Source organism: Carboxylicivirga sp. (genome assembly GCF_982718395.1).
Map to the genome: position 1 here is coordinate 12,190 of NZ_CEXQWX010000043.1, position 14,607 is coordinate 26,796.

The following is a 14,607-nucleotide window of genomic DNA, read 5'->3' on the forward strand; positions in this document are numbered from 1 at the left end:
TGATTGATTTATGTACAAATTATACCCGTTTTTGTTTCGATTCGGAGTTTCCTTTAGCTATACCGTTGCTGACGAGATAATTCAAAAAATTACAACCTATTTAGTTCAAAAATATAATATTGAACTTGAATATTACGACCATAATCAATTGTGTGAAATAATTGAAGTTGCAGATGATGCTGCAGCTAGCAACTCTTCAGTTCTTGCACAGAAATTTCAATTAAAGAAAGATGATTATGAAATTGACACAATAAATAACAAATTGTTGTTTATTGATATGAAGCAAGCGTATAGCGATAAGTTTTACCCTGATGTTTTTCGAAAGCTTGTTGAAATAGCTGAAACAGAAAGTGAAGAAACCAGAGAAGCTCCTTATTTTGTAATTGTTGTAAACTCAATTGAGAAATACAATAATGTTTATAATAATCTATACGCTTTGCATCGCAAAACAGGCTTTCTGAAAAAAGCACTAGTTATAGATACTAAAGGGAATATCCTTCAAGAGCAAAAACTTGATGTTGTTTATGATAAAGAGATTTATGAGTTCACTCAAGATATTTCTACATCCTTTGTTGATATATTTCTATCAAGATTAATACGGAAAATAAATCATTTTAAGATTTTAAGAGAAGGTCGGCACTCTTCATGTCAATTGTTTTTCTATGAAACCAGTAACAATGACAATGTAATACTATTCAACTTGCTGATGAATAAAATTCTTGAAGTTAGACAGAAGCTGGGTGAGATAAACTATCTGGTATTTGACAGTGCTGATTCTCCTTGGTTGAGAGATTCAATTGCTTCACTGAATGATACTTTATTGTCCGAAACAATGAAGAATAGGTTTGGGAATTACCTCGGAGCATTTAATTTACGAAAAGAGGAGGAATATAAGCTATTTGAAGAGCAATTGAATTTGGATGGTAAAAACAATTATAATGTAGTTTTTATTACTGATTTAATTCATACTGGTAAAACTATAAAAGGTTTTATCCATAAATTAAATGGATTTGAAAACATTAACTTTCTTTGCCATAGTATTTTGGCTACGGAGCATGCATGTAATGAATACCGAAATGCTGCTGGTTTGAATATAGAAGGAACCGACGTTACATATTATAAGAGCGTTAAACAAAAGTTTTTTAAAAATTTGCAAAATAAGGAGTGTGAATTTTGTAAGTACGATATCCTACCGTTAGTGGATATCGATTGTGAAATACCAAACAAAATCACATCATTTGAAATGTGGCAAATGTGCCATGAAGCAGGGTTTAAACATGAAGACTATCGACCTAAATGGAGAACTAAAACACCAATAATTCAAGACTCACTAAGTTTATTTAAAGCAAATAGTCCACTACTTGCAACAAAATTTGAGAAGTGTTTAAAGGAAGCAGATATATATGATAAGGAGGTTGTTATCGTTTTTCCTGATGAAAGAGAGGGGCTTCAAGAAAGGTTAGAGGAAACTCCTTCAGGATTTTTTGTTCGATGCCTTAGTATGTTTAATGATAACTATAACTATTTAGGCATTTCACGGGAACTGATATCAAAATTGAAAAGTAATGAGATTGACTATGATGATATTGGTAAAGAAATTACCGATGAGCTTATAAAAATAAATGCTCCCATTGTAGTTGTTGATGAAGTCAACTTTTCATCCGATACTTTCAAAGTTATATATAACATCTTGAAATCTGTAGATAAATACCCAACTTGCTTTTTTCCAATTTTCAATTACAATGTTGATGATACAATTAAGCTTAGAACGGAATTAAAAGATGATGAGCTAAAATTCCTGAGTTTGTATGAATACAACCTAATTCAAGCGTAATGAATAATGTGATTAAAGACTTAATTTCGAATCTTAAAGTGATTGCGCATGCTATCACAAATAGGGAAGATGCAGTAAGTAATGATAATTTGATTGCAAATGCCAAGGAGCAAGGAATTAAGTTAAGTAATGATGTCTTTGATTTAAAACTGTCTGATTTTTTGTATAATATTAACCTACTTGAGAATAAAATTGAGATTCTTGAAAAAAATATAAACACTAAGAATATGCCAATAAAAAAAATAAAAGTTTTTGTGGCTTCGGCTGGAGCTTTAAACGAGGAAAGAAAAGAAATTGAAGATTATTTGTTTCAGAAAAATGATACACTTGTAGAGGAAGGTAAATATTTACAGTACAATGTTTGGGAAAAATCAAGTAAGGCATTTTCCAAGACTAGAATACAAGATGAGTTTAATAAAGACCTCGTATACGAGAGCGAAATCTTTATTTGTTTAATTAAAGAAAGAGTTGGCAAATTCACAAAAGAGGAATTTGATGAAGCTTACAGCAGGTTTAAAGGGGGAGCTAATCCCAAAATAATGTATATATTTTTCAAAGAGTTAACCAGTGATGAAAAGAGCGATATTTTTGATGATGACACTAAATCAAAGGCATATCAAGATGTTAGGGATTTGAAAAAACATATTGCTAGTATCGAACAGATTTATAGTCCTTATTCAAATAAAGATGACCTAATTAGACAAATTGAAAATAACCTTAGTATAGACCTCAATAAACTGGCATAGCTAAAATTACAAAAACCACAAATTATCTTTTCCGAACTCGGGTATTTCGTGACCTGAAAAATGAGGGAAGATTTCTGCCACCATTTCAGGATATTTGATTGTTACTGGTAAATTTTGCTGCCTTACGGATTTCCAATACATGCGGCTGAATTGATAAACCTGGTTTATTAATTCGCGAACAACCGTAGGGTCTTTTGCTTCTTCTTCGTGTGTGCAGCGGATGGATAATTTTACAGGGAATGGATGCCCGTCTATTTTGCCAATTTTACTATCAACACTATATCTTACATTATTGAATAAAAGGTATTGATTGTAGCCCACATTGATGTAAGTGCCGCTTAATGGCATTAGTTCTTTTGAATTGTTGTCGAAGGCAACAATGTCTCGTGATTCGGTTTTATTAATGGAAACGATAAAAACAGGTATATCCAAATCAAGGTTGTGCAGTCCTTTTTCAATGGGTTCCAGTTCTTTCTTACTCATGTTTTTGTAAAAGTGTATTATTAAACGGCTTATGTGATTGTTTAACGAAACATACTCTTTTATCTGGTCGAGGATTGAACCTGCCAGTTCATCTGTTTGGTCTTTCTGGAAACATTCAAATCGTTTAAACTTACCATTGTTGGAAAAGCTAAATGCACTACCCAAATATTGTACGGCAGTATCAACGTGCTTAAATGCTCCAACGCCAACAATTAATTCATTCTTTAGCTTTGTATTTAGCTGCCAGGGAATTCCATTTAGTTTAGCCAAAATAGCAATGGCAATGTTGTTTAGGCTGTAATCAAAAAACTTCATCTTGTTGCTCATGGCAACTTTAACTTTTGAAACATCAATGGCTTGTGAAGTAATATCTCTTTTTAATAAGAGCTCCTTAACTTGATAGTAGAGTGATTTTATTTCGCGGCTAGGATGAGTTTTGCTGTGTGGACTTAAATAAATGGCAATATAATGAACGTTGCTTTTGAACTCTCGTTTTACTAACTCCCTTTCAATTTCATCAATTGGATTATTCTTGTTTGTAAACACAATACTAAACTTATCGAGCGTATTGTAAGGTACTTTTGCAAATTGATATAAGCCATTAAATGAATAAAGTCCTTCATCCAAATACTTATGCATGACACGTGCAATTTTCTTATCGTCTTCGTGCAAAATGTAAAAGAACTGTATGTTGCTGTAGTCGCTTGCTTTGTATGGTCCATACTGCATCCCCAAGAATGGAACTAAATACGGCTTTTGATTAAAAAACAGAAGTTCGTTGCTCTTGTCTTTTACCGAACCAATTTTTCGTACTTTAACTGGAATAAAGCTTTTTGAATCGATTGGGATTATCTCTCTAAACCCATTACCGCAAATAACATCGGTGTAGAATGATTCAATCTTAGATTTAAACTTAATGTATTTATTTGTGGTGTCTGGTCTTCCTGTTTGCTGTTGAAGTGCATCGCGTATTTCAAAATTCCAAATTGGAAAGACTTTATCCAGTTCCATTTTAGGCTTGTCAGGTAACTCTTCGTATCTGTATAAACTATTTTCGTGCATTACCCAGTTAAAACACTCAACGGGTATGGTTGAAAGAAAGGTCAATACGCTTTTCTTGAATACTTTGGAGATGCCATCGGAAGAAATAACTAATTCGGGTTTATCTGTTATTCTTGCAAATTGAACCCGAAGGGTGAATTTGTCGAAGTAATTGTATTGAATATCGGAAGCTCCATTTGAAATCCAGACTTCAATATCAGATACAAAATTAGGTTTGACGAAATACCCTAAACTGACCAAGTAATTATAAATACAACTGTTGTAATACCTACGCAAAACCGACCTTGTGAACGCTGTGTTTTCAATCATTTTGCGGTATTCTACACCGTCATCATCTGTTAAGTATTCAAAATCGGGTACAGTGTTTTTTGTAACCGCAAAGAGTCCATCTTGCTCCTTTTCAAAAGAAGTGTAGTAGTGCTCCTGCTCTCCGAATTTTTCAATAACCTCATAAGGTACTTGTGTATTAAAAATACGACAAAGACCATCTTGCTCCTGGTCGGTAAACCAAAGTGTTAGACTTTCTTCTGGGTGCGTAAACGTTAACAAGTTAAATGTCAAATTCGGGGTAGCCATAATTTTTAATTTAGGATGTAGGATTTGTAGGAAACGTAGGATTCATTTCCTCTATTTCCTACATTTCCTCTGTACTCTATTTATATTTTATACCATTAGTTTCTCTAGTTCGTATTTTGTTTTCCTCCAATTGGGAGATAACTTTTCAAGCAGTTCGTAAAATGCTGCACTGTGATTCAAATGTGCCAAATGACACAGCTCGTGTATAATCACATACTCAATACATTTCTTAGGTGCTTTAATTAATTCAGTATTTAAAAGTATTTCGCCTTTCTGACTGCAGCTACCCCAACGCTTATCCATCCACCTGTATTTTAGTGTTGGAGTACCTATAAAAAAAGGTTTTGCCAATGGTGCCAGCTCTTGAAATAATTTATTGAAATGTTGGTCTGCCTTATTTTTAAACCATGCTTTCAATAGTTTTTCGATTCGGTTCTTATTGCTATTGTCCTTGCTGAATATAGTGATGTTGCCACCATGAAGTTTTACCGATTCTTTATCAGCCTGAACTAACTTTAAGCGGTATTGCTTGCCTAAATACAAATGAGTTTCACCACTAATAAATCTGCGTGGTGGGGTAATCGGATGAAATGACAAAAAGAAATCTTGTTGGCGTAATACCCATGCAGCTTTGCTATGCACTTTTTCTGAAACCTTATCGGTACTTGTGCCGATAGGTGCAATAACATGCACCGATTTATCGGGATAAACTTTTATACCCAAGGTTTTTCGTTCAGCAAAAGCTAAAGAATATTCAATGGTTGAATTGCCGTATTTGATTTGTTCTTTCAGCATCTTACTTGTATTTGTGAATCGCAATTTTTAAGCATTCTTCAATTAAATGGTCGATTTCATCCCAGTTCGTATCAATGTCAAACTTTTGTAAAAGGTCGTAAATAGCATCACTTAATTCGATATTGATTTTTCCTGTTATATCAACATTCTTATGCCAATCCACAATCTTTTTATCATTGAGGTAGATATGGTTCTTTACCGACTGGTCGATAATTAAACCCATTTCAATATGGAACGGTGTTTTCAACAATTCCACATCGGTATAAACCGATTTGCTGTAGTTGTAAAATGCTAACGCTACTTCATTATTTGCCAGTTCTTCGGGTGCATCGTCCCTGTTACCTTCAAAGAAATCTTTATCAAACTGTTTAGCTCGTTGTAAGTATTCAGCCTCATCAATGCGCTTCTGGTGATAGTCTTCTATGGTCTGACGAATTAAATCGGCAAACTTTGCATAGTAGATTGGGTCGTCTTGCATTTTAACATTAATAGCCTTAATGGTTCGGCTGGCAATGTGGTCGGCTTGTGCTGCTTTCCCAACTATCTTTTCAACTTCGGCTTCCCGTTCTTCTTTGTTGAAGATGTCGACCAAATCGGTAATCTTCAAAATTTCCCCATCGGTTGAAAGATGCTTGTTTATAAGCTTCTGAACCTGTGGTTCATATTCCTTGTAGGAAATATCATCGTTGTAACGGCGTTTTACATCAACACGCAGTTTTAGGAAGAACTTGGCATCGTTTTTATAAGTATTGATTTTTTCTTCCTCGGTGTTGTTGACAAAATCAACTGATGATAAAGCCAGTTTAAGCATTCGGGCAAAAACCGAAAGTTTCTCATAAAACTTATTTCTGAGGTCTTCGGCTGAAAGCAATTCTTCGTATGCAGTTGGTTCCAGATTCTTTCCTTGTAGGCTTTTGAAAATATCCCAAAGCTCGGCATGAGCCTGAGGTAGCTTTTTAATTTCTTCGTTGATGTTGGTTAGCGTACCTTCTAAATCTTCTTTGTCGAAACCCTCTAATCCCGAATAAGTATCCAGTGCATTGTCTAAGTTTTCAAGATTACCGTAGTAATCCACAATGTACCCGTAGTCTTTGCCTGGGTAAACTCTGTTTACCCTTGCTACTGCTTGCAGTAGAGTGTGTTCTTTTAAACTGCGGCACAAATATAGAACGGTATTATTTGGCGCATCAAAACCTGTTAGGAGTTTTGCCACGACTATTAATATTTCGGGTTCATCTCTTTTCTTAAACTGGTTAATGATGCTTTTCTCAAATGTTTTTAAGTCGCCATACTTGTCTTCCATTGCTGAGAAATAAACATCTTCCCGTTGCTTCTCTTCGTTTTCATTATAAAAGGAATCTTCTGTTCCTTCTCGTTGGTCGGAACGAGTTACAACCACCTCGGAAGATATTTGCCCAATCTCATCCAGATAATGTTTATACAGCAAAGCTGTTTTAATCGATGGTGCAACCAATTGCGCTTTGGGTTTGTATGATTCGCTATTGGATTGGAAAAAATCTGTGTAGTGTTCGCTGATGTCCCATGCACGGGCATATACAATTTGGTCAGCTTTATTCAACTCATTAACGGTATTGAATTTGCGCTTTAATGCTGCTTTGCCATAAGCGCTCAGCGGTTCGGAAACCTTGTCGAAGAAGGTGTTTAGAGGTTTCTCATTAATGCTCATTAGGTTGTGTCGTCCCTCGTATAAAAGCGGAACAACGGCACCGTCTTCAACCGCATCGTTTACAGTATATGCTTTTCCAATATAGCCTCCAAACTTCTTTGCTGTGTTCTTTTCCTTTTTCATTAATGGTGTGCCTGTGAACGCCAGAAAACAAGCATTGGGGAAAACCCGTTGCATACTTACACTAAAACTACCGTATTGAGTTCGGTGTCCTTCATCAATCAGAATAAAAATATCTGGCGATGTAAAAGGTTCTTTGCATTGTTTTACAGCTGCCTCGAATTTATTAATGATTGTTGTGATAATGGCATCGTCATTATCGCTTATCAATTCAGCAAGGTGCGTGCCCGTTTTTGCCTGACGAACTTCCTTCTGACACTTTTTAAATGTGTCGGATATTTGGTCGTCCAAATCGATACGGTCAGTAACCAAAAGGATTTTAGGATTCAGAATATTGCTGTTTGCAGCAAGTAGTTGCGCCAGCATTACCATAGTTAATGACTTACCGCTTCCTTGCGTATGCCAGATAACACCACCTTTTCGTTTATCTGAATCATCGAAGTGAGAAACCCGTTTTAGGGTTTCGTTTACCGCAAAGTATTGCTGATAACGCGCTACTTTTTTTATGCCATCATCGTACAGGGTGAAATTGCGGATAAAATCGAGCATTCGAGCTGGTGTGCATAAGCTAAACAATAATTCATCTTGTTTAGTCAATTGTCGTTCTTCTTGTTCTAAACTGTCGAAATAGTTACGAACATATTTGAATCTATCCGAAAATAACAGGTCTTTGTCAGCCTTGTTTAGCGCTTTGTTTTTAAGTTCGGTTAAGGTGCTCCAATAGTTTGTTTCGTTAGCTTTTGATGGAAATTGTTCTTTCCATTTAGCCCAAAACTCTTTTGGTGTGCCTGTGGTAGCGTAGCTGCCTTCGTTGGTTGCTATACTTAATAATAGACTGGAATATACATAAAGCGAACGAATGCCATCTGCACTAAAGTTTCGTGCGTGCTGTTCTATTGCCAGTTCTACAGGTTTTTTAGTACCACTTAATGCAGGACTTTTACACTCCACAATACAAGTAGGAATACCATTTACAAACAATACTAAATCGGGGCGGTAAGTATCTGCTCTGCCATCACGTACTACGCTGTATTCTTCGGTTACATGAAATACATTGTTTTCAGGATTTTGCCAGTCGATGTATTGCAGGGAATGACTTTTTTTATCGCCATCGATGCTTTGCTCAAATGCCTTCCCCAAAGTAATTAAATCGTAATAGGCAGCATTGGCATTCATTACACCCTCATGAATAGGCAATTCTTTTATAGCCAAAACAGCGGAGCTGATATTGGCTTCTGAAAATTTATATTCTTCGCCTTTACGGGTAAAGCTGTTTATTTTCTGTAATTGATTAAACAATATATCTTCAAACAGCACCACCGAATTTTTGCCTTTGCGCCACTCCATTGCTTGTGATGGCGTAACGTATTGGTAGCCCATGTTTATGAGTAACTGTAGTGCTGGTATCTGCGATATATGGTCTTCTAAAAATGATGGTGCTGCCATAGTTTAGTTATTAAGTTTTACACGTTTTTGCCCCGTTAACAATTGTTGCATTAATCCCTTTTTCTGGTCTTGTAATTGTTGCAGGTAAGTTTCCTGTGTTTTTATTTCTTTATCTGCAGTGGTTAATACTTTGGCAACGGCTTGTTGTTCCTCAACTGGTGGATACAATAGCTTTAATGTCCCAAACTCTTTATAGCTAATTTGCTTACCATCACGGATTCCGTAAATAATTGAGTTGAGTCTATTAATAAAATCCTTTGTCTTCATGTATTCTTTGTAAAATGCTTTTGAAATAGGCATCTTTTCTTTTAATACAGTGTATGCTGGACTTACTAAACCTTCATAATTTGAATATTCAATACCACCTTGAAACGACCTAAGGCTAATTACATAATCCCCAACCTCAACTTTTTTATAATTGATTAGAGATTCTTTATCGTATTTTATATCAATGCCCGTTTCGCTCCTTGGAATAACCCCCTTATCTTGTGTGGCAGATAAAACCTCTAATGCACCATCGTGATTTTTATCAGAATGATTTGAGAAAAGTTCTGCTCCCTTTACTGTTTTCCACTCACCACTAAAACCCTTTAGCCTTGTTTTTCCATTAAGCAACTGTTGCATTAAACCTTTCTTACGGTTTTTAAGTTGCTCAATAAGGTATTGGGTTTGTTCAATTGCTTTATCCCATGTAGATAGAATATTACCAATTTTCGCAATTTCTTGTGAAGGAGGAAGGGGTATATCAATTTTCCAAAACATGGATAGGTGTACTCTTCTCTTTTCTTCCAATGACCCTATAGCTATTCTATCATAAATATTTAGTAATCGATGAGATTTAAGATAGTTCTCTAAGAAACCAATTAAAGATTTATCCTTAGGTTCTAAGATGTTATAATATGCAGATACGGAAACAGGAAATTCAATTTTACTAACACCAATGGCGCCAAATCTTAGGTTCATTGGATTATAAATAAAATCATCTTTTTCAATAATATGATATTGATTGTTCTGTAAATCTTTTAGCAAATGTTGACGGTCATATCTATCCGTTTTTGGGCAAACTCCTTTTTCAATAGTAAAGCTGAATAGCGGAAATTTTTCTAAATCGCTAGATTTAATTTTCTTTTCAACAAACAGGCTATGTAAGTTAACAACATTCCATCCAGAGGGTATCTCTATGCCAAGTAGGGTTTTATTATTCTTAATATTTGCCATACTAATAACCTAATTCGTTTAAGTAATCAGCCATTTGTTTTTCTACGGCTGTCATTGCATTTTTAATGCTTGCTATTTCCTGTCGTGTTGCAGCAATATCTATAGGTTCTTCCTCCTCAAAAGTGTCCACATAACGAGGGATGTTTAGGTTATAGTCGTTTTCTTCAATTTCAGTTTGGTTAGCAACGTAGCTGTATTTATCCACAGTTACCCAATTCTTGTAAGTTTTAAAGATTTTCTCAATATCCTCTACGCGCAAGTAGTTTTGGTTTTTTCCATTTTCAAATTCTCGGCTAGCATCAATAAATAATACATCTGTATTACTTTTATTTTTATCGAAGATTAAAATACATGCGGGAATACCTGTGCCATAGAACAAGTTAGATGGTAATCCTACAACCGCTTTTAGCTTATTTTCTTCAATTAATGCTTTGCGAATTTTACCTTCTGAACTACCACGGAACAATACACCATGAGGCAATACTACACCTGCACGCCCATGCTCGTTTAATGATTCTACCATGTGTGAAATAAAAGCGTAATCTCCTTTACTCTTTGGTGGTACACCACGCCAAAAACGTCCGTACTGGTCACTAGTTGCATTATCGGCTCCCCATTTATCTAAAGAGAAAGGAGGATTGGCAACAACAATATCAAACTTTTTTAAATGGTCGTTTTCTTTGTGCAAGGGGTTGTTTAAAGTGTCGCCCCATTCAATGGTGGCGTTGTCACGCCCGTGTAGAAACATATTCATGCGAGCAAGTGCCCAGGTACTTCCGTTTACTTCTTGTCCGCTTAATGAAAAGTTGGTGCTTCCCACTTCTTTTGCAGCTTTTAATAGTAATGAGCCTGAACCACAAGTGGGGTCGTAGATGCGGTCTTCTTCTTTTGGTTCTACAAGCTTTGCCAATAACATTGAAACTGCTTTTGGTGTATAGAACTCACCTGCTTTTTTACCTGCATCGGAAGCAAAGTTGGAAATAAGAAATTCGTAAGAGTCGCCAATAACATCGTTATCTTCTAAATTAGAAGGGCGAAGGTCTAAAACTGCAAAATCAGTCAATACATTTTTTAGTCTTCGGTTACGGTCTTTGGTTTGCCCTAAATTAGCTTCGGAGTTGAAGTCGATGTTTCGGAATACCTTTTCCAGTTTTGCACGGTTTTCTTCTTCAATATTCTCTAAGGCAACATTAATCAATTCACCAAGGTTATCGGCGTTGCGTTGTTCGTAGAGGTAATCGAAAGAACTTTCTTCGGGCATTTTAAAACGCTCGTGTTTTAATGCACGCTCAATACGAACTGCATCGCCATTGTATTTTTTTACATACTCTTCTTTCTTTTCTTTGTGTACATCGGAGATGTATTTTACGAAAAGCATTGTTAAAATGTAATCTTTGTAACCAGCGGGGTCTAGTGTTCCTCTGAATGAATCGCAAGCTTTCCAAACCGTGCTGTTAATCTTGTCTTGTGATAATTTATTACTCATGTCTAATTTTTTAATTCAATATTTAGTAAAAAGAGAAGCGGCGAACCGCTCTCTTTTTAAAATTCAATTTATGCAGCTTTAATTTTGCATGACCAGTTTGGGTAGTTGTCGCCTTTGTGGCGGTTATTTTCCCATTGTAAAGGTTGTAAGTTGCTTATATGGTCAGAACCATGTTGAGCCTTTTGCTTAATGTGGTCAATCTCCCAACCGTGTTGTGAGTTTGTGTTGCCATGCTCATTTCTTTTCATCCAAGCTCCACAAGTATCCTTGCGCCATACATTAGGGTCGTACCTTGGAACAACTTGTTCTTTTTGCCAAACCAAGTCAACTGTTGTCTGATTAAAGCTTTCGTTCAAAATATTTCTATTATACGCCATTTCTAATCGTTTTTATTAATGCTCCTGATATTTTAAAGGATTAAGGAGCTTTAGCCTGGTCGTGTACTTTTCTTTTGAAAAGTGATGAATTTGGCGTACTTTTGTGTTGCTAAACGGTGTTCGAGTCAGTTGGGTGATAAGCCCCTGATGCAAACGATACGCCAAAAGAAGTCTTAATAAGTGACCACTTTATTAAGGCTTTTTTGTTTATCCGCCATTTGATTTAGTATTATTAATAATCATATTTAGTAAGCCTGATTTCAAGGCTTTTTTCTTTTCTAATAGTTCTGTTGCTAACGCAACATCTTTATCCAATAACTTCGACAACTCAATAATTTGTTTCTGTTTTTCTATAGTTGGAATGTATATTTTTAATAGCCCCAATTCTTTTTTCTGAATTGAAGGTATTGAAGTTCCTCTGCTGAGTGATTTAAGCTTATGGTTAACTTTTTCCGAGTTTAGTACATTGGCTAAAAACTCTCCAATTATGTTGCTATTGCTACTGAGCTTAATAATATAAAAAAGGGAAGATGGTATCACTGTACCATATTCCTCTTTGTATGCCCATGCAAATATGCGCTGCCCTTTACCTGTTACAATAACATCATTGGGGCGTAGTATGTATTTTTCAGCATCTTTAATAGTATCCACAAAGGAGTCTTTGAACTCTGAAGGCTCAAAAAACTCATCGAAATGACTGGAAACGAGGTATTTTATATTACCTTTAGGTTCTGCCTTTTCGTAAGGACCATAAAATATTTGTGCTATTTCACTTAATTGATGCTTCATGTTTTTATTTTAGTACATCGTTTCTAATTACGATGCAAATATGAAAACAAAAACAATAAAAAACAAATAAATATTTTAGTACAACGTTTCTAATTTTTAATTTTGTTGCTATTTAGTACTGATTTTGAATATGTAAAAAGAGTTTAATGCGTTACTATTTAGTGAGATATGGATTTTATTGGAACATGTGAAAAATAATTCAAAAAAAATCAACTTTTTTTATGACTTAGATTTTTGATATGAATTATGTGAGTGATTTAGTAAATTTCTTTCCTTAAACTGCCCAATATACTTTTCTGCTGTTTTCTCTTTAATGTTTAACTTCTTAGCTGCTGACAAATACCCTTGGCGATTGAAGCTTTCAGGAAGGGCATCATAGAACTTTAGTTTTATTCCCTTTAGATTATTGTTTGGAAGACTTTGGAAAACAGCGATAGCGTGCTTCTCCAATGTAAAAGCAATTTTAATTGCGGTTTGAAAATCGGTATCAGTACACCAAAGCGGATTGGAATAGTCGCCATCGTCGAGTATGCGTAAGGTGCGAAGCACCATCGCAATACGGAAAGTTATCAAACCTAAACGCCTGGTGTTTGCATTGAAGTCATTACCTATTAATAATCGATTTCGTATAAATGCATCTTTAAAGAACTCTGTAAACTTTGTTCCTTGCTCTTCGGTAAAGCTAAAGCTGTAAGGCTTTGGTTGATTGCTAAGAGATTGAAACAGGTCGTAAATTTGCTCTCCTTTACTTTCAAAAAACTGTGTGTAGTCTACTTTTTGATGTGAGATAAAAGGATTCTTAAAGTCGCTGTAATCTTCAAATGCATAATAAAGGAAGCGGCTAAACAAGCCGTTTTCTGTATCAGGCATCAATGCCTGTACTTGTTTTGGAGTACCCGATAGAGCGATAGCGAGATGAGGGTCTTCAACTTCTATATGCTCATTATCCTTGCGTCTGAACATGTTGGTACTTTCGTGATGAAATGCTTTGCGAAGCACATCGCTGAAGTTGCCCCAGTCTTGTTTTAAAGTACCTGCCAGTGTATCTGCTTCTGTCTCGAAAATAATTCCTTTAAAATCGTTATCGGATAAAGCCTGAATAAATGCACTTGAACTGCTATTTGCAGGAATGTAGAACATTTTACGCTTAGGCTCTTTGGGACGTTCAACATCTTGTCGTTGATTTTTATTCAGATTGTTGTAGTTCTCTAATTCTAGTTCGTATTCCTCTTTGGCACGGTTAGACTGTTCAACCATGCTCTTGTGAATTTTCAAGCCAAAGTATTTTGTCCACTTTAGTTTTCCTTTTCCAGAACCTGCAGGTGCGGTAATAAAAGAATAAAGATGAGCCGATACAGGCTCATCGAAATAGATTCCTTGTACGTTGGGTAAACAACCACTAATTACCGAAATAGCACCAATCAGGAAAACATCTTTCTCAATGGCATCCTGAAACATTTCTGCACTATCCTTGAGTATTTCAGGCAGTTGGTCGTATATCTCAGATGAGATTTGAGGTGTATTGAAAATAACCTCATTTTCTTCACTTTCATTCTGAATGTAACTTTGTGCTATCTCCTTTGCTTGAGGTTTGTGCATGCTTTTGGGTGGAGCTGTTATTAAACTAATGCCAGATTGCTGTGCAAGATGGTAGAACGATTTAATGGAAACACCGTTTCCATTTGCTTTTAAGCATTTGTCGTATTGCTTATCACATTCTGATTGAGAATACTCAGGATGAAACCTGCTTACCCTATGGAAACAATCTCTACCAGTTTCGCCCAATTCATCAGCAAAAGCAAAGCCAATATCACGCCAATCTGTATAATTGGCGGTTATATCAATATGTGCATCCTCAATGCGTTTAATGATGGTTTCTGTGTCGCTTTCCTGAATGTTTGTAACAGACAGTTTTTTTATTGGCTCTTTTTTTGGTTCATCATTGTTTAACCAATGATTTATATCGAATTTCTTTTTATCGTTCATTG

The 14,607-nt window shown here is 35.6% G+C and carries 10 protein-coding genes; 2 read left to right on the forward strand and 8 right to left on the reverse strand.

Going from position 1 to position 14,607, the window contains the following annotated elements; all coding sequences use genetic code 11:
* The first annotated feature begins 10 nt into the window (after positions 1 to 10).
* Both AC4MRQ_RS10125 and AC4MRQ_RS10130 read left to right on the forward strand, forming a co-directional pair.
* Complete coding sequence (locus tag AC4MRQ_RS10125) at positions 11 to 1,834, forward strand: hypothetical protein (RefSeq protein ID WP_491197555.1); 1,824 nt, start codon at positions 11 to 13, stop codon at positions 1,832 to 1,834.
* Positions 1,834 to 2,580 carry a hypothetical protein gene (locus tag AC4MRQ_RS10130; RefSeq protein ID WP_491197556.1) on the forward strand — a complete coding sequence of 249 codons (747 nt, stop codon included), beginning with the start codon at positions 1,834 to 1,836 and terminating at the stop codon, positions 2,578 to 2,580. The genes AC4MRQ_RS10125 and AC4MRQ_RS10130 overlap by 1 nt, the downstream gene beginning before the upstream one ends.
* A gap of 6 nt (positions 2,581 to 2,586) precedes the next feature.
* Here AC4MRQ_RS10130 and AC4MRQ_RS10135 read toward each other — a convergent pair whose 3' ends face one another.
* From AC4MRQ_RS10135 to AC4MRQ_RS10170, 8 genes are all read right to left on the reverse strand, one after another.
* The gene (locus tag AC4MRQ_RS10135) at positions 2,587 to 4,701 is read right to left on the reverse strand and encodes a Piwi domain-containing protein (protein WP_491197557.1); all 2,115 of its coding nucleotides are present in this window, start codon (positions 4,699 to 4,701) and stop codon (positions 2,587 to 2,589) included.
* Between the two features lie 87 nt (positions 4,702 to 4,788).
* Positions 4,789 to 5,496 (reverse strand): M48 family metallopeptidase, encoded by a 708-nt coding sequence (locus tag AC4MRQ_RS10140; protein ID WP_491197558.1) that lies wholly within the window; start codon positions 5,494 to 5,496, stop codon positions 4,789 to 4,791.
* A gap of 1 nt (position 5,497) precedes the next feature.
* Positions 5,498 to 8,749 (reverse strand): type I restriction endonuclease subunit R, encoded by a 3,252-nt coding sequence (locus AC4MRQ_RS10145; protein ID WP_491197559.1) that lies wholly within the window; start codon positions 8,747 to 8,749, stop codon positions 5,498 to 5,500.
* 3 nt (positions 8,750 to 8,752) lie between these two features.
* Positions 8,753 to 9,967, reverse strand: coding sequence for a restriction endonuclease subunit S (locus tag AC4MRQ_RS10150; protein ID WP_491197560.1), 1,215 nt, complete (start codon positions 9,965 to 9,967; stop codon positions 8,753 to 8,755).
* A gap of 1 nt (position 9,968) precedes the next feature.
* Positions 9,969 to 11,453, reverse strand: a complete 1,485-nt coding sequence (locus tag AC4MRQ_RS10155; RefSeq protein WP_491197561.1) for a type I restriction-modification system subunit M — start codon at positions 11,451 to 11,453, stop codon at positions 9,969 to 9,971.
* A 68-nt stretch (positions 11,454 to 11,521) separates the two neighbouring features.
* Positions 11,522 to 11,830 (reverse strand): HNH endonuclease signature motif containing protein, encoded by a 309-nt coding sequence (locus AC4MRQ_RS10160; protein ID WP_491197562.1) that lies wholly within the window; start codon positions 11,828 to 11,830, stop codon positions 11,522 to 11,524.
* A gap of 207 nt (positions 11,831 to 12,037) precedes the next feature.
* The gene (locus tag AC4MRQ_RS10165; protein ID WP_491197563.1) at positions 12,038 to 12,619 is read right to left on the reverse strand and encodes a restriction endonuclease subunit S; all 582 of its coding nucleotides are present in this window, start codon (positions 12,617 to 12,619) and stop codon (positions 12,038 to 12,040) included.
* Positions 12,620 to 12,838: 219 nt separating this feature from the next.
* Positions 12,839 to 14,605, reverse strand: a complete 1,767-nt coding sequence (locus tag AC4MRQ_RS10170; protein ID WP_491197564.1) for a DUF3987 domain-containing protein — start codon at positions 14,603 to 14,605, stop codon at positions 12,839 to 12,841.
* Positions 14,606 to 14,607 lie beyond the last annotated feature (2 nt).

Excerpts from the sequence above, each read along its gene's own strand:
- AC4MRQ_RS10140 (WP_491197558.1), bottom strand. The coding sequence starts at position 5,496 with ATGCTGAAAGAACAAATCAAATACGGCAATTCAACCATTGAATATTCT.
- AC4MRQ_RS10155 (WP_491197561.1), bottom strand. The coding sequence starts at position 11,453 with ATGAGTAATAAATTATCACAAGACAAGATTAACAGCACGGTTTGGAAA.
- AC4MRQ_RS10125 (WP_491197555.1), top strand. The coding sequence starts at position 11 with ATGTACAAATTATACCCGTTTTTGTTTCGATTCGGAGTTTCCTTTAGC.
- AC4MRQ_RS10160 (WP_491197562.1), bottom strand. The coding sequence starts at position 11,830 with ATGGCGTATAATAGAAATATTTTGAACGAAAGCTTTAATCAGACAACA.
- AC4MRQ_RS10150 (WP_491197560.1), bottom strand. The coding sequence starts at position 9,967 with ATGGCAAATATTAAGAATAATAAAACCCTACTTGGCATAGAGATACCC.
- AC4MRQ_RS10145 (WP_491197559.1), bottom strand. The coding sequence starts at position 8,749 with ATGGCAGCACCATCATTTTTAGAAGACCATATATCGCAGATACCAGCA.
- AC4MRQ_RS10130 (WP_491197556.1), top strand. The coding sequence starts at position 1,834 with ATGAATAATGTGATTAAAGACTTAATTTCGAATCTTAAAGTGATTGCG.
- AC4MRQ_RS10135 (WP_491197557.1), bottom strand. The coding sequence starts at position 4,701 with ATGGCTACCCCGAATTTGACATTTAACTTGTTAACGTTTACGCACCCA.
- AC4MRQ_RS10170 (WP_491197564.1), bottom strand. The coding sequence starts at position 14,605 with ATGAACGATAAAAAGAAATTCGATATAAATCATTGGTTAAACAATGAT.
- AC4MRQ_RS10165 (WP_491197563.1), bottom strand. The coding sequence starts at position 12,619 with ATGAAGCATCAATTAAGTGAAATAGCACAAATATTTTATGGTCCTTAC.